The following is a 20,565-nucleotide window of genomic DNA, read 5'->3' as shown; positions in this document are numbered from 1 at the left end:
CACGGACCGCCGCTCCCCGCACGCGTGAGGAGGCCCCAGATGCACGCAACCGTGGGCGACCAGCTTGTCCAGCACGGCAGGGTGGTCGGTCAGCACGACAAGGTCGGCGAGATCGTCGAAGTGATGGGCCAGGGGGGCAACCCGCCGTACCGGGTCCGCTTCGAGGACGGGCACGTGGGCGTGTGCTCGCCGGGCCCCGACACCGAGATCCGGCACAAGGAGACCGGTCCGTCCATGGGCCGCTAGGGTCGCGGACGGATCACCGTGGGGGTTTCGCCGGCTGCTCGTAGTGGTCGGCGACCACCCGCGCCATCGCCCCGATCCGGTCCGCCGCCACGTCCTTCGCCGCGAAGAACACATGCCCGCGCACCTGCGGGTGGCCGGCGGCGAGGGTGAGGTGCCGGGAGAGTTCGGCCGCGTCCTGCCAGGCCGCCGCCTGCGCCGGGTCACCCGCCCGGTACAGCGCCTCACCGACGTACAGCCTCGTCCTGGTGCCGCGCGCCACCTCCGCCCACCAGGGCACCAGTTTGGCGTAGTCGGCCGCGGTGAAACCGATGTGCCAGTACAGCTGCGGGCAGATGTAGTCGATCCAGCCCTCGCGCACCCACTTCCGGGTGTCGGCATGCATGTCGTCGTACGACTGGAGCGCCTGGGTGTCCGAGCCGCGGGGGTCGCTGGAGGCGTTGCGCCACACCCCGAAGGGGCTGATCCCGAACTGGGTGTCGGGCCGGATCTCCTTGATGCGCGCGGCGGTCTCGCGCACCAGCCGGTCGATGTTGTCCCGCCGCCACGCGGCCCGATGGGGGAAGGCGCCGCCGTGCGCGTCGTAGGCGGCGGCGTCGTCGAAGGTCTGGCCCGGCACGGGATACGGGTAGAAGTAGTCGTCGAAGTGCACCGCGTCCACCGGATACTTCTCCACCGCGTCCAGCATCGCGTCCTGCACGAAGGCGCGGACCTGCGGCAGCCCGGGGTTGTAGTAGAGCTTCCCGCCGAACGTCACCACCCAATCCGGATGCCTGCGGGCGGGATGGGAGGCGGCGAGCTTCGAGGGGTCGGCGTGCAGGGCGATGCGGTACGGGTTGAACCAGGCGTGGAGTTGGAGGCCCCGTGCGTGCGCCTCCGCGACGGCGGTGCCGAGCGGGTCCCAGCCGGGGTCGGCGCCCTGGGTGCCGGTGAGGACCTGGGACCAGGGCTCGTGGGGTGAGGGCCACAGCGCGTCGGCGGTGGGCCGGACCTGGAGCATCACGGTGTTGAGACGGTTGCGGACCGCCAGGTCGAGCAGGTCGGTCAGCTCGCTCCGCTGCTGCGCGGCGGTCAGACCGGGCCGGGACGGCCAGTCCCGGTTGGTCACGGTCGCCAGCCACATCCCCCGCATCTGCGTCACCGCACGCCGCCGCTCCCCCGGCGCGGGCGCCGAGCCCATCGCCAGCATCGACATCGCGGCCAGCGCGAACGCCCGCCGAGTCGGTCGCCCCATGCCCCCGCACCCCCGCACACTGTGGATCCGCGCCGTCACGGACCGTTTCCGCCCCCCAGGACGCCGTACCGTTCCTGGAGACTGAGCGGAGGTGGAGTCCGCTCAGCCGCACGCCCCGAACGGCCTGGGGCGCTCTCCCCCACTCACCAGATCGCCCGATCACCGTAGCCTGAACGGCCCGGACCGCCGCAAGCCTGGAAGCCGACCACCACACGATCGAGTCATCGCGGCCTTGTGCACACTCCCCGGCGAGCAGTTGGCCACCCCGGCGATCGATCATCGGTACTTGGCGGTAACGTGCACGATCGGAGCAGGCGTCGGAGCACACCGAAGACGGCGTACTGTCGAGGCCGGAGATCAGCGCAGTAGGTCAGCGCCGTGGAGCAGCAGCGAAAGGGACGATGTGACGGGCATCCCAGGAGACATTGCACGCGTCGGCGTGGTGGGCTGCGGTCAGATGGGTGCGGGCATCGCCGAGGTGTGCGCCCGCGCCGGACTGGACGTGATGGTCGCCGAGACCACCGGCGAGGCCCTGGAGATCGGCCGTACCCGGCTGTTCAACTCCCTGGCCAAGGCTGCCGAGCGCGGCAAGATCAGCGAGGAGGAGCGGGACTCGACGCAGGCGCGCCTCGGCTTCACCACCGACCTCGGTGAGTTCGCCGACCGGGACCTCGTGATCGAGGCCGTCGTGGAGAACGAGGGCGTCAAGACCGAGATCTTCCAGGTGCTCGACCAGGTGGTGACCCGGGCGGACGCCATCCTGGCCTCCAACACCTCCTCGATCCCGCTGGTGAAGCTGGCGGTGGCCACCTCGCGGCCGGACCACGTCATCGGCATCCACTTCTTCAACCCGGCCCCGGTGCAGCAGCTCGTGGAGCTGATCCCGGCGCTCACCACCTCCGAGGGCACGCTCAGCCGGGCGCAGCTGTTCACCGAGAAGCTGCTCGGCAAGCACGCCATCCGCGCCCAGGACCGCTCGGGCTTCGTGGTCAACGCGCTGCTGATCCCGTACCTGCTCTCCGCGATCCGGATGTTCGAGTCGGGCATCGCCAGCCGCGAGGACATCGACAACGGCATGGAGATGGGCTGCGCCCACCCCATGGGCCCGTTGAAGCTGTCGGACCTGATCGGTCTGGACACGGTCGCGTCGGTGGCGTACTCGATGTACGAGGAGTACAAGGAGCCGCTGTACGCCGCTCCCCCGCTGCTCCAGCGCATGGTCGACGCGGGCCGGCTGGGCCGCAAGTCGGGGTCGGGGTTCTACACCTACGGCTGATCACGGTCGGTGACGACCGCGGGCCCGGCACTCTTTCGAAGTGCCGGGCCCGCGCCGTTCACACGCCGTGTGCGCTCCGGACCCGCATATGCCCTGCGCACACTCTCCCCGCCCGTCCACCAGGCCGGTTCACTCTTCATGCGCATGCAAGGGATGTGAGACGACTACGGAAAGGAGCGGACACGTGACCGCCGATCCCGAGCATCCCGTGGTCCATGGTGAACTCGCGGAGTTACGTCGCCGCCTCGATGTGGCGTACGCCCGTGTCGAGGGAGGACTGGCCCTGCTGTCCCACCGCACCGAAGAGGCCGCCAAGGAACTGGATGAACTGAGCACCCGCATCGTCACGCTGGAACACGCTCGCTGGCCCCTGCCGTCCCTGGCGGCCGTGACCGCCGTCGGCGCCCTGGCCGTGACGATCTGGCAGGCCTCCGGCCACTAGCGACCAAGGACGCGTGGGGGGATTCACGGGTTCGCGTCCTGCCCGAGCCTGAGGTGGTGCAGCAGTAGTAACGCGGCCGCCATGTTGGCGGCCGGGACCTCCCCACGGGCGACCATGTCGGGGACGAGCTTGAGGGGGACCCATTCCCGGCGGTCGGACTCGAAGTCGTCCACGGGGTGTCCGACGTACTCACCCTCGTCCGACCAGTAGATGTGGTGCCGGGCGTCGGTGAGGCCGTTGGACGGCTCCACGCTCATGAGGTGGTGCAGGGGCCCCGGTCGCCAGCCGGTCTCCTCCTCGAGTTCCCTGGCGGCCGCGCGGGCGATGTCCTCGCCGTCCTCGACGACGCCCGCCGCGAGTTCCCACCCCCAGCTGTCCGTGATGAAGCGGTGGCGCCACAGGAGGAGGACTTCGTTGGCCTCGTTCACCACGGTGGCCACGGCGACGGGCCGCAGCCGTATCAGGAAGTGGTCCAGGTGCCGGCCGTCCGGCAGCTCCACATCTGCCAGATTGACTGTGAACCAGCGGTTTTCATACACAGTTTGTTCGTTCTGTTTCGTCCACTGCATGGTTCTGCCACCTTCCATCGAGTGAGTGGCAATATCGCAGCAGGGACTGTGGGGATGGCGGTGCTTCGGAACCGGCCTACAGCGGTACGCGCAGCGCCCCGTCGATGAGTTCGGCGGCCTCGGCCGCACCCGCGCCGCCGCTGCGGACGAGGTGCTCGCGCACCGCCCGGAGTCTGTCCCGCAGACGCTGCGACTCCATTCCCCTGGCCGCCTCGGCCATCCGCACCGCCGTGGCCACCGCCTTCTCGGCGTCGCCCTGACGCAGCTCGATGGTGCTGAGCATGGCCAGCCGGTGCACCCGCCCGCGGTCGTGCGCGGGATTGTCGACGGCCGCCACCGCGTGCTCCCCCGCGGCCGCCAGCTCGCCGAGGCTCAGCAGCGCCTCCGCCACCTGGACGTTGACCAGCCCGGGTTGGACATAGCCGGTCTCGTCGGGCTCGTGGCCACGCCGGATGCGTTCGGCGGCCGTCTCCGCCCGCCGGATGCAGGACAGCGCGCTCGTACCGTCACCGAGGTGGGCGTACGCCTTCGCCTGCATCGCGTACAGGTCCGAGGCCAGGGCGGGTGTGATGTGCTTGCCGGCGGTGCGCAGCGCGGCCTCCGCGAAGGCGACGGCCTGCCGGTACTCCCGCATGAACAGCGCCTGGTTGACGAGGAGCGCGATGACGTAGGCCCCCAGTCCCCGGTCCCCGCTGGCCTTCGCGAGCCGCAGCGCCTGGTGGAAGTAGCGCTGGGCGAGACCGTGTGCGTCGGAGTCGTACGCGCAGATGCCCGCGATCGCCACCAACCCGCCGGTGGCGCGGTGGAGTTGCCGTCCGGTCGCGTCGGTGTAGCTGCCGCGCAGCAGCGGGGCCGCCTCCGCGTTGAGGAAGCCGACGATACGGGCGCGGGTCGCTATGCCGCCGGCCTTGCGGTACATCTGCTCGTAGTGGGCACGGGCGGCGCGCAGCATCTCCAGGTCCGCCGCGGTGACCCGGTGCCGGCCGCCCCGGGAGACGTCCACGTCCTCGGGCGGGTTCTCCCACTCCCACACCGGCATCACGGCGGGCGTACCGGTGACGGCGGGTGCGCCCAGGAGGTGCGGGCGCTGCTGCTCGTCGGAGCGCCACAGGGCGGTGGCCCGCTCGACGAAGCCGGAGAGGGAGGCGCCGTGCGGGGTGGACGGCTCGCCCGGGACGCCGAGCCCGATGTCGTCGAGGGTGACCGGGCGGTGCAGGCGTCCGGCGAGCACCTCACAGATGAGGTCGGGCACCTGGCCGCGCGGCCGCTGTCCCTTCAACCACCGTGCCACGGCGGTGTGTTCGTACCGCAGGGCGAGACCGCGTGCCCGGCCCGCCTGGTTGACGTGTGCGGCCAGCCCCGCGTGCGAGATCCCGGCCTCGTCCAGGATCGCGTCGAGCAAGGTGTTGGGCTGCATGGGTGCCCCCCGGATGGCTCGGTGCCGTCAGCGTAGTGCGTCCGCCTTCACACGGGGTGTGAACGGAGTGCGCGCATCCGGGCTGTGTGCGCGCTGTTGCGGAGAGTTTCCACCGGGTTGACTTGAATGCCTCGCAAGAGGCCGGCCGGGCCGCCGGCTCCCCCTCGTACAGTACGGCGGCCCGCCTCGGCGCGGTGCACTGCGCGGTGCGCTGTGCGGAGCGGTGCGGTGCGGTGCGATGCGGTGCTTACTGCGCTGGGGAGTTCAGAGGTGGCCGTGCCAGCGTGGCTCCTGAGGGTGCGCCACAGTGGATCGCGCCGCGGTCGTTCCGCAGGACCAGCAGGGCGATGTCGTCGGACGGCCTGCCGGCCGTGTGGCGCAGGAGTGCGGTGAAGACGGTGCGCAGGATTGTCTGCGGGGTCACCGGCTGGCCGTGTACCGCGTCCGCGATCGCCTCCGGCAGGGAGAAGAACCGGCCATGAGCGTCCCGGGCGTCCTCGGCACCGTCCGTGTGCAGGACCAGGGACTCGCCGGGGAGCAGGTGGCCGACGGGCTCGGCGGGGAGGTCGGGCGGCAGCGGGAAGGGGCCGAGCGGCGGGAGGGGGTCGGTGTCGGCGAGGGGCGTGACACGGGTGCCGGTCAGCAGATAGGGCCAGGGGTGACCGCAGTTCAGACAGAGCAGTTCACCGTCCGGGCGGATCTCCAGCAGCAGTACGGTGACGAACTCCTCGACGACCGGGTGCTCGTCGCGTGCCCGCTCGCGCAGGTGGCGGGTCAGGGCTCGGTCGAGGCGGCGCAGCACACCGCCGAGTTCGGGCTCGTCGTGCACCGCCTCCCGGAAGCTGCCGAGGACGGCGGCGACGGTGCCGAGCGCGGCGAGTCCGTGGCCGCGGACGTCGCCCATCACCACCCGGACGCCGTGCTCGGTGGCGATCACCTCGTACAGGTCGCCGCCGACCCGGGATCCCTGGTCCGCGGAGAGCTGGGCGGCGGCGGTGTGCAGTCCGTCGATACGGGGCGGCAACGGCCGCAACAGGGCGTTCTGGGCGACCCGCGCCACCTGGCGGGCCTGCCGGAGCTCCTGCAACAGGGCCTGGCGCACGTGCAGGATCAGACCGGTGCCGACGGCGAAGAACACGACGCTGGTGACGATCCGCGCCACGAGGCCGGGCTGATGCGCGAGCGGGCACACCAGCCTGTAGGTGAGGGCCAACGCCCCCCACATGAACGGCAGCCCGAAAACGAAGGGCCGCACTCCGCGGGGAACCCCAGCCTTGATACGGATCATGCCGTTCGGCCCCCCAGTCAGGCCCTGACAACGCAGCTCGGACCGGCCCCGAAGGGCCGGTCCGATTCTGTCGGCACGATGACCAAAAAGGCCAGATCACCCACATTTCTCACCCGATCGAGTGAGGTAACCCTCCGGGGGCGGGGGTCCAATCCAGGGCCAGGGCCAGGGCCAGGGCCAGGGCCAGGGCCAGGGGCCGGGACCAGGGCAGGGGCCAGGGGCGGGACCAGGGCAGGGGCCAGGGGCGGGACCAGGGCAGGGGCCAGGGACCAGGGGTTAGGGCCCCGGACCAGGGGCGGGGCCAGGGCCAGGGGCCGGGACCAGGGCCAGGGGCGGGGCCAGGGCCAGGGGCGGGGCCGGAGGCAGGCGCCGGGGGGGCAGGGTCGGTGCCGGGTCCCGAGGGTGGTGGCCGGGCAAGGCAACGGCTCCGACTCGAAGCCCGGAAGCCGCAGGCAGGGGCCCAACATCGAGCGAGAACCCCAGACCCGGCCAGAACCCGAAGCCGAAGACCGAAGCCCGCCACCCGGGAACCCAGCGCCGAGCCCCAAAGCCGGAACCGACACCCGACACAACACCGGGAGCTCAACACCGAGCGAGAGCCCGAGATGGGCCGGAGCCCGAAGCCGGAGCGGGGTTTTGAGCCGGGCGGGAGCCGGAGGCCGGGGGCCGGGACGTGAGGAAGCGAGGGGCTGTCCGGGCCCCCGGGGTGACCGGGGGCCCGGACAGGTGCCGTCGGCTAGGCGCGCAGCACCGCGCCCGTGCGCTCGCCCGCGAGGGCGATCGCCGCGTCTCGGGCCGCTGAGGCCTCGTCCACCGTCAGAGTGCGGTCGGTCGCCCGGAAGCGGAGCGCGTACGCCAGGGACTTCTTGTCCTCGCCCAGTTGCCCGGCGTTCTCGTACACATCGAACAGGCGGATTCCCTCAAGGAGTTCACCCGCGCCCTCACGCAGCGCGGCCTCGACCTTCGCGTGCGGGACGGACCGGTCGACGACGAGGGCGACGTCCTGCGTGGCGACGGGGAACGTGGAGATGCTCGGCGCCTGGGGGGTGCCGTCGCCAGCCTGCTCCAGGGCGTCCAGGTTCAGCTCCATCGCGCTGGTGCGCTCGGGCAGGCCCAGGGCCTTCACCACCCGCGGGTGCAGCTCACCCGCGTGACCGACGACCCGCTCCGTGCCATCGGCGACGACCACGAGCTCGGCGCACCGGCCCGGGTGCCACGGCCCGTACTGCCCGTTGCGGACGGTCAGCTCGACACCGGTCTCCCGGGCGACCGCGCGGGCCGCCTCGACCGCGTCGGCCCAGTCGGCCGGACGGCCCTTGCCCCACCAGCCGGCCCGCTCGCGGGCGCCCGCGAGGACGACGGCGACATGGCGCGGCTGCTCGGGCAGCGCGGCGTTCAGCTCGGCGAGCTCCTCGTCGGTCGGACGGCGGTCGACGGGCAGGTGACCGGCGACGCGCCGCTCCCCGCGCGGCAGGAAGACCAGACCGGTCTCGAAGAGCGCCAGGTCGTGCGAGCCCCGGCCGTCGTTGCGCCGCAGGGCACCCAGCAGGCCCGGCAGCAGCGACGTACGGAGCGCGGGCTCCTCGTCGTTGAGCGGGTTGACCAGCTTGACGACGCGGCGGGCCGGGTCGTCGGCGTCGAGCAGCAGCTGGTCGAAGACCTGCTCGCTGACGAAGGGGTAGTTCGGTGCCTCGACGTAGCCCGCTCCGGCCAGCGCCCGGCCGACCCGGCGGTGCAGCCGCTGCCGGTGGGTGAGACCGCGGCCCGAGGGGAGCTTGGGCAGCGTGGAGGGCAGGTTCTCGTAGCCCTCCAGGCGGATGACCTCCTCGGCGAGGTCGTTGGCCTCGACGAGGTCGGGCCGCCAGGACGGCACGGTGACGATCAGCTCGTCCTGCCCGTACACGTCGCAGCCGATCTCCTGCAGACGCCGTACGACGGTCTCGCGGCCGTAGGTGACACCCGCGACCTTGTCCGGGTGGTCGGCGGGAGCGGTGATGGTGTGCGGGGCGGACGGCGCGATGATCTCGGTGACGCCGGCCTCGGCGGTGCCGCCCGCGAGCAGCACCAGCAGGTCCACCGTCCGTTGGGCGGCGGCGGCCGCGGCCTGCGGGTCGACGCCGCGCTCGAAGCGGCGGGACGCCTCGGAGGACAGCTTGTGACGGCGGGCCGTGCGCGCGACGGAGACCGCGTCGAAGTGGGCGGCCTCGATGACCACGTCGGTCGTGGCGTTCTCGAGATCGGTGGGGGTGCCCCCGGTCGAGTCCGTTCGAGACTGGGGGAGGTCGGCGATCTCGGTGTTCGCGCCGCCCATGACACCCGCGAGGCCGATCGGGCCGCGGTCGTCGGTGATGACCAGGTCCTCGGCGTGCAGCTCGCGCTCGACACCGTCGAGGGTGATGATCTTCTCGCCCTCCTGGGCGCGGCGCACGCCGATGGCGCCCTGGACCAGCTTGCGGTCGTAGGCGTGCAGCGGCTGGCCGAGCTCCATCATCACGTAGTTGGTGATGTCGACGGCGAGCGAGATGGGCCGCATGCCGACCTTCTGCAGGCGGCGCTGGAGCCAGATCGGGGAGCGGGCCTCGGGGTCGAGACCGGCGACGGTGCGGGCGGTGAAGCGGTCACAGCCGACCGGCTCGGAGACCTTCACCTGGTAGCCGAAGGCGTTGGGGCCGGGCACGTCGAGGAGCGCCGGGTCGCGCAGCGGCAGACGGTAGGCGATGGCGGTCTCGCGGGCGACGCCGCGGATCGACAGGCAGTCGCCGCGGTTGGCGGTGACGGCGATGTCGAGGACCTCGTCGACCAGCTCCAGCAGCTCGATGGCGTCCTTGCCGACCTCGGTCTCGGGCGGCAGCACGATGATGCCGTGGGTGCCGTCGTCGCCCATACCCAGCTCGCCGCTGGAGCAGATCATGCCGTGGGAGGTCTTGCCGTACGTCTTGCGCGCGGAGATCGAGAAGCCGCCCGGCAGAGTGGCGCCGGGGAGGACCACCACGACCTTGTCGCCGACGGAGAAGTTGCGGGCACCGCAGACGATCTCCTGCGGCTCACCCGTGCCGTTGGCCTGCCCGACGTCGACGGTGCAGAAGCGGATCGGCTTCTTGAAGTCCTTCAGTTCCTCGATGGTCAGCACCTGGCCGACCACGAGCGGGCCCTTGAGGTCGGCGCCGAGGTGCTCGACGGTCTCGACCTCCAGACCGGCCGAAATGAGCTTGGCCTGGACGTCACGGCCGGTTTCGGTCGCCGGCAGGTCGACGTACTCCCGCAGCCAGGAAAGCGGGACCCGCATCAGATCTCCATCCCGAACGGCCGGGTGAACCGGACGTCACCCTCGACCATGTCTCGCATGTCTTCGACGTTGTGGCGGAACATCAGCATCCGCTCGATGCCGAACCCGAAGGCGAAGCCGCTGTACTTCTCCGGGTCGACACCGCAGGCGGCCAGCACCTTGGGGTTCACCATGCCGCAGCCGCCGAGCTCGATCCAGCCCTCGCTGGAGCAGGTGCGGCAGGGCCGGTCGGGGTTGCCGACGGACTCGCCGCGGCACACGTAGCACACCATGTCCATCTCGGCGGACGGCTCGGTGAACGGGAAGAAGTTCGGCCGCAGCCGGGTCTTCATGCCCTCGCCGAACAGCGACTGGACCATGTGGTCCAGGGTGCCCTTGAGGTCGGCCATGGTCAGGCCCTCGTCCACGGCGAGCAGTTCGACCTGGTGGAAGACGGGGGTGTGCGTGGCGTCCAGCTCGTCGGTGCGGTAGACGCGGCCGGGACAGATCACGTAGACCGGCAGCTCGCGCTCCAGCAGGGAGCGGATCTGCACGGGCGAGGTGTGGGTGCGCAGGACGACGCCGGACTCGGTGCCGCCCTCCGGGCCCTCGACGAAGAAGGTGTCCTGCTCACCGCGGGCCGGGTGGTCCGGGCCGATGTTGAGCGCGTCGAAGTTGAACCACTCCGCCTCGACCTGCGGGCCTTCGGCGACCTCGTAGCCCATGGCCACGAAGACGTCCTCGATGCGCTCGGAGAGCGTGGTGAGGGGGTGGCGGGCGCCGGCCGGCACCCGGTCGTGGGGCAGTGTGACGTCCACCGCCTCCTCGACCAGCACCCGCGCGTCGCGCTCGGCCTCGAGTTCGGCCTGGCGGGCGGCGAGGCCCTTGTTCACCGCGCCGCGGGCCTGGCCGACGCGCTTGCCCGCGTCCGCCTTGGCGTGCGGGGGCAGTGCGCCGATCTCGCGGTTGGCGAGGGCCAGCGGGGAGGTGCCGCCGGTGTGGGCGACCTTTGCCTCCTGGAGCGCGTCGAGGGAGTCCGCGGCGGCGAAGGCGGCGAGCGCCTCGTCCCGCATGCGCTCGATCTCTTCCGGTTTCAACGCCTCGACCTCTACAGGGTCGTACGACTTATTCGGTGCCGACATCTCTTCCCGTGCTTCCGGTTGGCTGGCTGAAGGTCCCCGTGACCGACTCACTCAGAGACCAGAGGGTCGCCTGTGGGACACAAAGGTGCCAAAGGCCGAGTCTAACGGGGTGAAGGAACGCGAATGCGCCCGTGGGCCGTCAGGCGAGATACGCCGGGGCCGCCACGGGCAACGTAAATCGGAACTCGGCGCCGCCCTCGGGGGCGCGGCCGACCGTGATGGTGCCGCCGTGGGCTTCGACGATGCCCTTGACGATGTAGAGCCCGAGGCCGGTGCCGCCGCGCTTGCTGCCCCGCCAGAAGCGGGTGAAGACGCGGTTCATGGACTCCTCCGGGATGCCGGTGCCCTCGTCGCTCACCGTGACCGACGTGGCTGCGTGCTCGCCCTCTTCCCCCTCACGCGGGGACGGGGCGGGCGTGACGTCAATGGTGACGGTTCCCTCGCCGTGGCGCACGGCATTTTCGAGGAGGTTGCTGAGCACCTGGTCGATCTTGTCGGGATCGGCCCACAGCGCGGGCAGCGGCTGCTCGACGCGCAGCAGGAACCGGTCGGCGGGCTGGCCCGCGGCGACGTACGCCTGGATGTGCCGCCCTACGGCGGCCCCGATGTCGACGGGCTGGCGGCGCACCTCGAGGCGGCCCGAGTCGATCCGGGAGATGTCCAGCAGCTCGGCGATGAGGCGGGTGACGCGGTCGGCGTCGGCGTCGACGGTCTCCAGCATCAGACGTTTCTGGTCGTCGGTGAAGCGTTCCCACTTGGCGAGCAGGGTGGCGGTGAAGCCCTTGACGGAGGTGAGCGGCGAGCGCAGTTCGTGGGCCACCGTCGCGATGAGTTCGGCGTGGCTGCGCTCGGTGCGGCGCCGGGCCTCGGTGTCCCGGAGGGAGACGACGACACGGCGGACGGGCCCGGTGGGCTCGCTGCGGACGTAGCGCGCGGAGACGAGGACTTCCCGCCCGCCCGGCAGCAGCAGGTTCCGCTCGGGTTGCCGCACCCGGATGGCGAGTCCGCCGTAGGGGTCGGTCAGCTGCCACCAGCGCCGGCCCTCCAGGTCCTCTAATGGCAGGGCGATCTCCAGCGGCTGCCCGAGGGTGTCACCGGCGGCCGTGGATGTGATGCGTTCGGCGGCGGCGTTGAAGCAGACGACCCGGCCGTGCTCGTCGGCGACGACCAGGCCGTCGGGCAGGGCGTCGGGGTCGATGCCGAGTTCGGCGAGGTCACCGGGCGACCGGGGCGCGGAGGCGTTCGGCACGGATCGTGCTTCCCGTGTACTGCTCATGCCGACGCTCATTCCCCGTACCCCACCTCTCAGACGACTGAGGGGCCCCCGAGCTGGTCACCCTACTAGCTGTCGGTGACGGAGCGGCACCCTCCGGAGGCGCGCTGTGCACGGGCCGACGCGTAGAGACATACGGCTGCGGCGGTGGCGAGGTTCAGGCTCTCGGCCTTTCCGTGGATCGGGACGCGGACGACGGCGTCCGAGAGCGCGCGGGTCTCCTCCGGAAGCCCCCAGGCCTCGTTCCCGAAGACCCAGGCGGTGGGGCCGCCCATGGTCCCCTTGTCGAGCTCCTCGTCCAGGTCGTGCGCCCCGGCCCCGTCCGCGGCGAGGATCCGCACGCCGGTGTCCTTCAGCCCGGCCACGGCCCGCTCGACGGGCACCCCGACGGCGACGGGGAGGTGGAACAGCGACCCGACCGATGCCCTGACCGCCTTCGGGTTGTACAGGTCCACGGACGCGTCCGTCAGGACGACCGCCTCGGCGCCTGCGGCGTCCGCGCAGCGCAGGACGGTGCCCGCGTTCCCGGGGTCGCGTACGTTCGCGAGGACGGCGACGAGCTGGGGCCGGGCGGCGAGGATCTCCTCGAACGGCGTGTCCAGGAACCGGCAGATCCCGACGAGGCCCTGCGGGGTCACGGTCGTGGAGATGTCGGCGATGACCTGCTCGTCGGCGATGTGCACCCGGGCGCCGGCGTCCCTGGCCTCCCCGATGATGTCCGCGTACCGCTCCGCGGCGTCCAGCGTGGCGAACAGCTCCACGAGCGTGTCGCCGCCGTACGCCGCCGCCTCCCGCACGGCCTGCGGCCCCTCCGCGAGGAACAGCCGCTCCTTCCCCCGGAAGTTCCGCCGAGCGAGCCGCCGCGCGGCGGAGACGCGGGGGGAGCGGGGGGAGATCAGCTCGGGGCTGGCGGGGGGCATGTGGAACTCACCTTCACAACAACGGGCGCCCAAGGGGCGCGGGGAACTGCGCGACCAGCCACCGACGGCCCGCACCCGAACGACGATCCGCGGCGGCCATCAGCAGCAAAGGACCCGCAGGCCGGTAACCTGCGGGTCCTTCAATCAGTCGGCCAGAGCCAGCGCAGCGTCACGCGGCCTTCGGCGCGTTGACGTCGCTCGGCAGCGCCTTCTGGGCGACCTCGACGAGCGCGGCGAACGCGTTCGCGTCGTTGACGGCCAGCTCGGCCAGGATCTTGCGGTCGACCTCGACGTTCGCGGCCTTCAGACCCTGGATGAAGCGGTTGTACGTGATGCCGTTGGCGCGGGCAGCGGCGTTGATGCGCTGGATCCACAGCTGGCGGAAGTCACCCTTGCGCTTCTTGCGGTCGTTGTAGTTGTAGACCAGCGAGTGGGTGACCTGCTCCTTGGCCTTGCGGTACAGGCGCGAACGCTGACCGCGGTAGCCGGAGGCCTGCTCGAGGATCGCCCGGCGCTTCTTGTGGGCGTTGACTGCCCGCTTGACGCGTGCCACTTGTTAACTCCTTGTAGCGGGGCCGTGGTTGGACTCACACGGCCCGGAATCGATTGGGTCCCGGTCCTGACGTACGGCGCGCGGCGATCGATTGATCACGCGCCGCCCGCGTCACTTGCCGAGAAGCTTCTTGATCTTCGCGGCGTCGCCCGGGGCCATCTCGGCGTTGCCGGTGAGGCGACGCGTCACGCGGGACGACTTGTGCTCGAGCAGGTGGCGCTTGCCGGCGCGCTCACGGAGCACCTTGCCGGAGCCGGTGACCTTGAAGCGCTTGCTGGCACCGCTGTGCGACTTGTTCTTCGGCATAGCGCCGTTCTCTCCTCGTCGGTGGCGCTCCGGTGCCCGGTCGTGAAACCGGGCACGATGGAGCGTCGTCTTGTTTCGGTTACATCCTGGGACTGACGTCCCGGGGATCACGCCTCGGCGTGCTCCTCGGCAGGCGCCTCGGTCGGCACGTCGGCGTCGACATCGACGTCGGCGTCGGCGTCCGCGGCGTTCTGCGAGCGGCCGGGGTGGGCCTTCGCTTCCGCCTTGCGGGCTTCCTGCGCCTGGCGAGCCTCGGCCATCGCCTCGGTCTTCTTCTTGTGCGGACCGAGAACCATGATCATGTTCCGGCCGTCCTGCTTCGGGTTCGACTCGACGAAACCGAGGTCCTGGACGTCCTCCGCGAGACGCTGCAGCAGTCGGTAGCCCAGTTCGGGCCGGGACTGCTCGCGACCACGGAACATGATCGTGATCTTGACCTTGTCGCCCTGCTTGAGGAACCGGACGACGTGACCCTTCTTGGTGTCATAGTCGTGCGGGTCGATCTTCGGCCGGAGCTTCATCTCCTTGATGACCGTGTGCGCCTGGTTCTTGCGCGCCTCACGGGCCTTCATGGCCGACTCGTACTTGAACTTCCCGTAGTCCATGAGCTTGCACACAGGCGGACGGGCGTTCGCCGCGACCTCGACCAGGTCCAGGTCGTACTCCTGCGCAAGCTCCAGTGCCTTGGCCAGCGGGACGATGCCCACCTGCTCGCCACTGGGACCGACAAGTCGCACCTCGGGAACGCGAATCCGGTCGTTGATGCGGGGCTCGGCGCTGATGGATCCTCCTCGGTAGCACCACGCGACGGTCTGGCGGACAGCCGCGTAACGTCTCTATTCGATAGACCTAACCGCGCCGAAGCACAAAAAATGCCCCGGACGATCACAGACGGGGCTCCAAGCACTACCGGAGCACCGCCGCGATGGCCGCGGGGCGCGCTTCGGGCGACTCCATCGTCCGTACGGAACGATGGTGGCCGCCTGACCGGGTGACCCGCCGTCCCGGAGGGCGGTCGGGTGGGAGTTCGGAGCCTCCACTTGTGGGCCGGACACATTCATGTCCAGCCGGTCGTCACACAAGGTTAGCAGTTGCCGGGGGCGCGCGCTAATCGGGTGCCGTGCGCCTCCTGCTGTCAAGGGGGCACGGGCCGGGGCCTATCGTGTCCTGCATGAGTGAGACCCCTCCTGAGAACGCCGGCTTCGACGAGATGACCCGCGACATCGCCGAGGTCCCCGCCGTCGAGGTGATCGTGACGGTCGCCGTCAACCTGATGAGCGCCGCCGCAGTGAAGCTCGGCCTGACCGAGGAGGGCGACAAGTACAAGGACCTCGACGAGGCCCGCAAGCTGGTGCACGCCCTCGCTGGTCTGCTGGACGCGAGCGCGACCGAGATCAGTTCCTTCCACGCGGCCCCGCTGCGCGACGGTCTCAAGTCGCTCCAGCTGGCGTTCCGCGAGGCGTCGATCGTCCGGGACGAGCCGGGCCAGGGCCCGGGCGAGAAGTACACCGGCCCGGTCTACGGCTGATCTAGCTCTTCACATGAAGGGGCTCGCCCGGAGGGGTCGTTCCGGCCGGCAGCAGTGCCAGGTCGAGGCCGCGGACCAGGCGGGCCCTCAGTGTTTCGTCGGCGGCGAGCCGGGAGGCGACCGCGCGGGCGGCCTCGGCGGGTTCGGCGGCCGGGTCCAGGACGAGCGCGAGGGTGCCGTCGGCCCGCCCGGGCCCGAGGTGGGCGCGGAGCACCGCCGACTCGGCGGCCACCACGGCGCGCACCGCCTCGACCACCGCCGGGTCGGCGAGCGGGTCGGTCGTCGTACGCCCCTCGGCGAGCGCCAGCAGCGCGGACCCCGTCAGCTCGAACGGCACCGGCCCGGCCAGGTCCAGTACGACCGTGTCGGCCTTCTCGTGCGCGGCCGCCTGGAGCGCCTGGAGCAGCGGTACGGCGACGGGGCGGGCCGCCGGGTCCCAGCGGGCCAGGGAGTCGGTGGAGGTGAAGGCGGGCAGCGCGGTCCGGGTGCCGGCCTTGAGGGTCGGTACGGCCATGTCGCTGGTCTTCTCGCGGCGCAGCCCGTTCTCGTCCTCCTCCACCTCGCCGAGGACGGCGACGACCGGGACGAGCAGCCGGGCGCCCCTGAGGGCCTCCAGGACGGGGCCGACGGCGGTGCGGTCCTCGGCCCAGGCCGCGAGCGCCGCGCTCAGCCGGGGATCGGCGGAGCCGTCGTCGTCGGAGAAGCCGGGGTCGGGAATGTTCTTGTTCGCCACGGTCACCGACCCTATAGGGGGGATGCTGCTGTGCTTGTGCGGGCCCGGAAACCTGGCTGTGACCGCTTTCACAGGTTTTTCAGCGTTCGCTGACGTACATCTAACGTCGGTCTAACGGCCCGCACAGCCGCCGCCACCACGCTTTCGGGCCATGGAGTCCTCCAGAGTCCCGCGGGGCCGCCGCGTGCGTTCTTCCCGGCGCCGCCCCCTGCTCGCCACGGTCCTCGCCTGCGTGGCTGTCGTCGGAGCGACGGCCGCGGGAAGCGTGTATGTGAAGGCCCAGGCGCACTCCGGCTCGCGCGCCGCGCCCGCGGCCTCCCCCGCGAGCCCGACCGACCGGGAGGCATCGGTGGAACCCGTGGCGGATCCGGTGGTGGACCCCGACGCCGTGCTGGCGCAGGCCATGAAGGCCGTACCCGTCGACGGCGGGGCGGAGGTGGCCGTGGCAGTGCTCGACCCGGACTCCGGGGAGAGCGCCACGTACGGCGCCGGCACCTTCGACACGGCCAGCATCGTCAAGGTCGACATCCTGGCCGCACTGCTGCTCCAGGCGCAGGACGGGGGCCGCCGTCTGACGGCGGCCGAGAAGTCGTACGCCACCTCGATGATCGAGAACAGCGACAACGCCTCCGCGTCCGCGCTGTGGCGGGCCATCGGCGAGGCGGGCGGCCTCGACGCGGCGAACGAGCGCTTCGGGCTCACGGACACCGAGGGCGGCGACGGCATGCTGTGGGGCCTGACCCAGACCACGGCGGCCGACCAGCTGCGCCTGCTCCAGCAGGTGTTCGGGGACGACTCCGAGCTGAGCGGGGCGTCGCGGGCGTATCTGCGGGGGCTGATGGGGCGGATAGCAGCCGACCAGCACTGGGGTGTCTCGGCCGCGGCGGACGGCTTCGCGTGGGCCCTGAAGAACGGCTGGCTGCAGCGGAGCGCGACCGGGCTGTGGGACATCAACAGCATCGGGCGTGTGACGGTCGCGGGCCACGACTACCTGGTGGCCACGCTGTCGCACGGCAACGCCACGATGGAGAAGGGGATCGGGGTGGTCGAGGCGGCGGCGAAGGCGGCGGTGTCGGTGTTCGGCGGGGAGAGCGCGTCCGGAACGGCGAAGCCGTCCGCTTCGGCTTCGGCTTCGGCTTCGGCGTCGGCTTCGGCTTCGGCTTCGGCGTCGGCTTCAGCGTCGGCTTCGGCGTCGGCTTCGGCTTCGGCATCCGGCTGATCGCGTCCGGGATCGCGTCCGGCCTTTCCGGGAGGGGCGGCCGGCTGGGCGGCGGCTACGAGTCGTACGTGTCGTCGTAGGAGTCGTAGGCGTCGCTGAGCTCGGGTCGGCGGCGGCCGCGCCAGACGCCGACCGCCGCCACCAGGAGGACTCCGCCGGCGGCGCCGGCGAGCGGGCCCGCCCAGCTCGACGTGGAGTCGTCCTCCTGCGCCGCGTCGGGGCCGGACCCGAAGTACCGGTCGCCGTAGGCCCTCGACCGGAGGCCCTCCGGTCTGAGGCGGGCGGCGGCGTTGATGGCGGCGGCCGGGTCGACGAAGCCGTAGCCGCGGGAGTCGTCCCGGCCGCCGACGGGGGCGTTGCGGGCGGTGTCCTCCAGGAGCTTCTTGATCTGGGCGGGGGTGAGCCCGGGATGGGCGGCCTTGACGAGCGCGACCGCGCCGGAGACGAAGGCGGAGGCTGCGGAGGTGCCCCATCCCTCGTAGTACCTGTGGTCGGGGTCGGCGATGACGACGTTGACGCCGGGGGCGCTGACCGTGGCGTACCAGCGGCGGGTGGAGAAGGCGGCGCGGGTGCCGTACTTGTCGACGGCGGTCGCGGCGATGACGCCCGGGTAGGCGGCCGGGTAGGAGATGTGGTCGCCCTTCTCGCCGCCGTTGCCGGCCGAGGCGACGACGACGGAGCCCTTCCTCAGGGCGTACTGGACGGCCTCGTCCTCGGCGGCTTCGGGGTGCGCGGAGGCGGAGTCGTCGCCCAGGGAGAGGTTGATGACGTCGGCGCCCTGGTCGGCGGCCCAGCGGATGCCCTCGGCGAGGGCGTTGCCACGGGTGCGGCGGGCCTCGGCGCGGGCGGAGTCGCCGTCCTCGAGGATCACGCGAACGGGGAGGATCTTCGCCTCGGGGGCGATGCCCATGACGCCGTCGGCGTCGCCGGGGCCGTGCCCGTGGCCCGCGATGATGCCGGCCATCGCGGTGCCGTGCCGGGCCCAGGCGCGGTCGCCGGGCCCGGCACCGAAGCCGATCATGTCCTTGCCGGTGAGGACGTTGCCGGCGAGGTCAGGGTGATCGGCCTCGACGCCGGTGTCCAGGACGGCGACGGTGATCCCCCGGCCCTTGGTGGTCTGCCAGGCCTCCTGGGTGTGCATGGCCTCCAGGGCCCACTGCTGGGCGCGTATGCCGTCGGCGTAGGCGGGGGTGGCGGGGACGAGAGCGACGGTTGCGGCGAGGAGACAGCCGAGGAGCCCGGCCCGACGGACGGTGCGGTTGCCTCTGCGGACGCCGGCGGCGGGGATCGTACGGCTGCGGCGCGGGAGGCCGGTCCTGGGGGCCGTACGGCTGCTGCTCATGAGGGCTGCTCCGTGGGGGAGGTGGCCGCCTTTCGCAGGCCGCGTTCGATACGGTCGGCCAGGCCCTGGGCCTCGTTGCCCAGGCCGGCCTGGGCGGGGGCCGAGGTGGCGCCCGGCTCCATGGTCTCCTCGGCGGGCTGCGGGGCGTCCACGGTGCGGCCGTCGGCCCAGCCGGAGACGGCGTAGACGACGACGGGGGCGTCGGTGAGGACGGAGAGGGTCCAGGAGGCGCGCTGTCGGTCGCCGAAGGCGGCGGCGACGGTGCCCTTGGCGGCGTACGGGCGGGGCAGGAGGTCGGTGCGGCGGGCGAGGCCCTCCTTCTCGAACCTGGTGGCGAGGGAGCGCATCGCGGTCGCGTCGGCGTCGGTGAAGAGGAGGCCGACGGTGGTGACGTAGCTCTGGGTGGCGTCGGTGTAGGTGGCGCGCAGGAGGCGTTCGCAGCCGACGGGGGCGAGGACCTTGCTGAGCAGCGGGTCGAAGGCGCCGGTGCAGCCGCTGTCGGGGGCGACGGCGATGCGCGTCCAGGTCCGGTCGGCGCCGCCGGGACCGGCCCCGCGGCCCGCCACGGTGGGCGGAAACAGCTGGTCCACGGGCACGTTGTGCCAGAGACCGCCGGCCATGACGTACGCGCTCCGCTCAGTGCCCTCCCCGGAGCCCCCGACGAGCCAACTCCCCGTCACCGCACCGCCGATCAGCCCCAGCCCGAGCACGAGACACGCCCCCGCGGCAACAGCCCGCGACCGCAGCAACAGCCGCAGCCCCCGGGGCCCGTCGTCGTACAGCTCGGGTTCCCCGAGGCTCACCACGGGCCGCCCGGAACCCGGCGCCACGGCAGCACTCCACGACAGCGCCGGATCAGGCACGACCTTGGCGGCTACGGCGCGGGGCGAACCATCGGGCCGCGGCGGCACGACGGAGCCGGAACGGTACGGAGCGGCTTGCGGCGCACTGCTCGCCCGTGGCACGGAGCACCCGACGGGCGGACGCGCAGCGGAAGCGGGCGGACGCGCAGCGGAGGCAGGCGGACGGGTACCGGAGGCAGGCGGGCGCGCACCGGAAAGGGGGGCGGAGGCGGTCGGGCGCGCACCGACGGCGGGCGCGGAGACCGGCGGGCGCGCACCGGGGGCGGAGCCGGAGGCAGGGGGGCGCGCACCGGCGGCGGGCGCGGGCGCGGATGCGGGCGGACGCGTGCTGGCGGCGGAGCCGGATGCGGGCGGACGCGTGCCGGAGGCGGAGGCAGGCGGGCGCGCACTGGAAACGGGCGCGGGCGCGGGCGCGGATGCGGGCGGGCGCGGGCCGGCGACGGGCCCCGCTTGGGTGGGCGGCCGACGATCGGCGCCGGGAGCCGGGCGGGTCGCCGGTGCGGAGGTGAACCCGGTGGCCGACCTCGCGTCCGGAGCGGCGGGGGCCGGGATCTTCGGCGGGGTGTCGGTGGGCGTCGGGGTACTGCCGGGCCGGTGGCTAGGCTTCGGCGGTACGCCACGCGGGGCGGTGCCCTCGGGGGAACCCGAAGAGGACACCCCGGACCGCTGCTCGGATCCTCCGGAATCCTCGGACCCCTCAGCCCGCTCGGCCCCCTCGTTCCCCACCTGACCGGCCGTCGGTGCTGTGTCCGGGAAACGGGCTGACGCAGGCGGCGGAGGCATGGGCGAGCCGCCCAACGGGCCGAACGCACTCGTCGTCCGGGCACCGAAGAAGCCGCTCCGGTCGTCAGCGGCCCCCGGAGTCCGTGCGCCGGTGCGCCCGTCCCCCGCCCACACACGGGAGCCGAAGAAGCCCTGCCATTCGGTCGTCTCCCGCGATTCCGCACCCGCG

General features: G+C 72.2%; 19 protein-coding genes. 5 read left to right on the top strand and 14 right to left on the bottom strand.

The window, feature by feature from the left end; translation table 11 throughout:
* Positions 1-39 precede the first annotated feature (39 nt).
* Positions 40-246 (top strand): DUF1918 domain-containing protein, encoded by a 207-nt coding sequence (locus IG99_RS06155; RefSeq protein ID WP_037670617.1) that lies wholly within the window; start codon positions 40-42, stop codon positions 244-246.
* Between the two features lie 13 nt (positions 247-259).
* On the opposite strand, the gene IG99_RS06150 is transcribed toward IG99_RS06155, so the two are convergent.
* On the bottom strand, positions 260-1,477 hold the full coding sequence (locus IG99_RS06150; protein WP_037670615.1) for a glycoside hydrolase family 10-like protein: 1,218 nt from the start codon (positions 1,475-1,477) through the stop codon (positions 260-262).
* A 403-nt stretch (positions 1,478-1,880) separates the two neighbouring features.
* Between IG99_RS06150 and IG99_RS06145 the strand changes: the two genes are divergently transcribed.
* Together IG99_RS06145 and IG99_RS06140 are read left to right on the top strand one after the other, a co-directional pair.
* Positions 1,881-2,753 (top strand): 3-hydroxybutyryl-CoA dehydrogenase, encoded by an 873-nt coding sequence (locus tag IG99_RS06145; protein ID WP_078947554.1) that lies wholly within the window; start codon positions 1,881-1,883, stop codon positions 2,751-2,753.
* A 184-nt stretch (positions 2,754-2,937) separates the two neighbouring features.
* Positions 2,938-3,195: a hypothetical protein gene (locus IG99_RS06140; RefSeq protein WP_037670611.1), complete on the top strand. Its 258-nt coding sequence runs from the start codon at positions 2,938-2,940 to the stop codon at positions 3,193-3,195.
* 23 nt (positions 3,196-3,218) lie between these two features.
* Here the strand turns inward: IG99_RS06140 and IG99_RS06135 are convergent, their stop codons facing one another.
* The 10 genes from IG99_RS06135 to infC all read right to left on the bottom strand — a co-directional run bounded on the left by IG99_RS06135 (position 3,219) and on the right by infC (position 14,710).
* Complete coding sequence (locus IG99_RS06135; RefSeq protein WP_078947553.1) at positions 3,219-3,764, bottom strand: NUDIX hydrolase; 546 nt, start codon at positions 3,762-3,764, stop codon at positions 3,219-3,221.
* A gap of 76 nt (positions 3,765-3,840) precedes the next feature.
* Positions 3,841-5,181 carry a hypothetical protein gene (locus IG99_RS06130; protein ID WP_037670606.1) on the bottom strand — a complete coding sequence of 447 codons (1,341 nt, stop codon included), beginning with the start codon at positions 5,179-5,181 and terminating at the stop codon, positions 3,841-3,843.
* A gap of 247 nt (positions 5,182-5,428) precedes the next feature.
* The gene (locus IG99_RS06125) at positions 5,429-6,469 is read right to left on the bottom strand and encodes a PP2C family protein-serine/threonine phosphatase (protein ID WP_037670605.1); all 1,041 of its coding nucleotides are present in this window, start codon (positions 6,467-6,469) and stop codon (positions 5,429-5,431) included.
* A 736-nt stretch (positions 6,470-7,205) separates the two neighbouring features.
* Positions 7,206-9,755: a phenylalanine--tRNA ligase subunit beta gene (locus IG99_RS06120; RefSeq protein WP_037670604.1), complete on the bottom strand. Its 2,550-nt coding sequence runs from the start codon at positions 9,753-9,755 to the stop codon at positions 7,206-7,208.
* Entirely contained in the window at positions 9,755-10,876 is a 1,122-nt protein-coding gene (pheS, locus tag IG99_RS06115) for a phenylalanine--tRNA ligase subunit alpha (RefSeq protein ID WP_051864954.1), read from the bottom strand. The genes IG99_RS06120 and pheS overlap by 1 nt, the downstream gene beginning before the upstream one ends.
* A gap of 139 nt (positions 10,877-11,015) precedes the next feature.
* On the bottom strand, positions 11,016-12,164 hold the full coding sequence (locus IG99_RS06110) for a sensor histidine kinase (RefSeq protein ID WP_037670602.1): 1,149 nt from the start codon (positions 12,162-12,164) through the stop codon (positions 11,016-11,018).
* A 53-nt stretch (positions 12,165-12,217) separates the two neighbouring features.
* Complete coding sequence (locus IG99_RS06105) at positions 12,218-13,069, bottom strand: TrmH family RNA methyltransferase (protein WP_037670599.1); 852 nt, start codon at positions 13,067-13,069, stop codon at positions 12,218-12,220.
* A 169-nt stretch (positions 13,070-13,238) separates the two neighbouring features.
* Entirely contained in the window at positions 13,239-13,622 is a 384-nt protein-coding gene (rplT, locus tag IG99_RS06100; protein WP_006141703.1) for a 50S ribosomal protein L20, read from the bottom strand.
* A 111-nt stretch (positions 13,623-13,733) separates the two neighbouring features.
* A complete protein-coding gene (rpmI, locus tag IG99_RS06095) occupies positions 13,734-13,928 on the bottom strand; it encodes a 50S ribosomal protein L35 (protein ID WP_004933563.1) in 195 nt (64 codons plus the stop codon).
* Positions 13,929-14,035: 107 nt separating this feature from the next.
* Positions 14,036-14,710 carry a translation initiation factor IF-3 gene (gene infC / locus IG99_RS06090; RefSeq protein ID WP_078947552.1) on the bottom strand — a complete coding sequence of 225 codons (675 nt, stop codon included), beginning with the start codon at positions 14,708-14,710 and terminating at the stop codon, positions 14,036-14,038.
* A 389-nt stretch (positions 14,711-15,099) separates the two neighbouring features.
* Between infC and IG99_RS06085 the strand changes: the two genes are divergently transcribed.
* Positions 15,100-15,456, top strand: coding sequence for a DUF1844 domain-containing protein (locus IG99_RS06085; RefSeq protein WP_037670597.1), 357 nt, complete (start codon positions 15,100-15,102; stop codon positions 15,454-15,456).
* A 1-nt stretch (position 15,457) separates the two neighbouring features.
* On the opposite strand, the gene IG99_RS06080 is transcribed toward IG99_RS06085, so the two are convergent.
* Entirely contained in the window at positions 15,458-16,189 is a 732-nt protein-coding gene (locus tag IG99_RS06080) for an SseB family protein (protein WP_037670973.1), read from the bottom strand.
* Positions 16,190-16,340: 151 nt separating this feature from the next.
* Here IG99_RS06080 and IG99_RS06075 point away from each other — a divergent pair, with 151 nt between their 5' ends.
* The gene (locus tag IG99_RS06075) at positions 16,341-17,408 is read left to right on the top strand and encodes a serine hydrolase (RefSeq protein WP_051864953.1); all 1,068 of its coding nucleotides are present in this window, start codon (positions 16,341-16,343) and stop codon (positions 17,406-17,408) included.
* 55 nt (positions 17,409-17,463) lie between these two features.
* Here the strand turns inward: IG99_RS06075 and mycP are convergent, their stop codons facing one another.
* Both mycP and IG99_RS06065 read right to left on the bottom strand, forming a co-directional pair.
* Positions 17,464-18,750, bottom strand: a complete 1,287-nt coding sequence (gene mycP / locus IG99_RS06070) for a type VII secretion-associated serine protease mycosin (RefSeq protein WP_078947551.1) — start codon at positions 18,748-18,750, stop codon at positions 17,464-17,466.
* Positions 18,747-19,580 carry a hypothetical protein gene (locus tag IG99_RS06065; RefSeq protein ID WP_078947550.1) on the bottom strand — a complete coding sequence of 278 codons (834 nt, stop codon included), beginning with the start codon at positions 19,578-19,580 and terminating at the stop codon, positions 18,747-18,749. Before IG99_RS06065 ends, mycP begins: the two co-directional genes overlap by 4 nt.
* Positions 19,581-20,565: the final 985 nt, after the last annotated feature.

It is taken from the genome of Streptomyces griseus subsp. griseus (assembly GCF_000720255.1).
GTDB classification, from domain to species: domain Bacteria; phylum Actinomycetota; class Actinomycetes; order Streptomycetales; family Streptomycetaceae; genus Streptomyces; species Streptomyces griseus_I.
This window is presented reverse-complemented; position numbering and strand designations above follow the sequence as displayed.

Excerpts from the sequence above, each read along its gene's own strand:
- IG99_RS06155 (WP_037670617.1), top strand. The coding sequence starts at position 40 with ATGCACGCAACCGTGGGCGACCAGCTTGTCCAGCACGGCAGGGTGGTC.
- IG99_RS06150 (WP_037670615.1), bottom strand. The coding sequence starts at position 1,477 with ATGGGGCGACCGACTCGGCGGGCGTTCGCGCTGGCCGCGATGTCGATG.
- IG99_RS06135 (WP_078947553.1), bottom strand. The coding sequence starts at position 3,764 with ATGCAGTGGACGAAACAGAACGAACAAACTGTGTATGAAAACCGCTGG.
- IG99_RS06130 (WP_037670606.1), bottom strand. The coding sequence starts at position 5,181 with ATGCAGCCCAACACCTTGCTCGACGCGATCCTGGACGAGGCCGGGATC.
- IG99_RS06125 (WP_037670605.1), bottom strand. The coding sequence starts at position 6,469 with ATGATCCGTATCAAGGCTGGGGTTCCCCGCGGAGTGCGGCCCTTCGTT.
- IG99_RS06120 (WP_037670604.1), bottom strand. The coding sequence starts at position 9,755 with ATGCGGGTCCCGCTTTCCTGGCTGCGGGAGTACGTCGACCTGCCGGCG.
- pheS (WP_051864954.1), bottom strand. The coding sequence starts at position 10,876 with ATGTCGGCACCGAATAAGTCGTACGACCCTGTAGAGGTCGAGGCGTTG.
- IG99_RS06110 (WP_037670602.1), bottom strand. The coding sequence starts at position 12,164 with ATGAGCGTCGGCATGAGCAGTACACGGGAAGCACGATCCGTGCCGAAC.
- IG99_RS06105 (WP_037670599.1), bottom strand. The coding sequence starts at position 13,069 with ATGCCCCCCGCCAGCCCCGAGCTGATCTCCCCCCGCTCCCCCCGCGTC.
- rpmI (WP_004933563.1), bottom strand. The coding sequence starts at position 13,928 with ATGCCGAAGAACAAGTCGCACAGCGGTGCCAGCAAGCGCTTCAAGGTC.
- IG99_RS06085 (WP_037670597.1), top strand. The coding sequence starts at position 15,100 with ATGAGTGAGACCCCTCCTGAGAACGCCGGCTTCGACGAGATGACCCGC.
- IG99_RS06075 (WP_051864953.1), top strand. The coding sequence starts at position 16,341 with ATGGAGTCCTCCAGAGTCCCGCGGGGCCGCCGCGTGCGTTCTTCCCGG.
- mycP (WP_078947551.1), bottom strand. The coding sequence starts at position 18,750 with ATGAGCAGCAGCCGTACGGCCCCCAGGACCGGCCTCCCGCGCCGCAGC.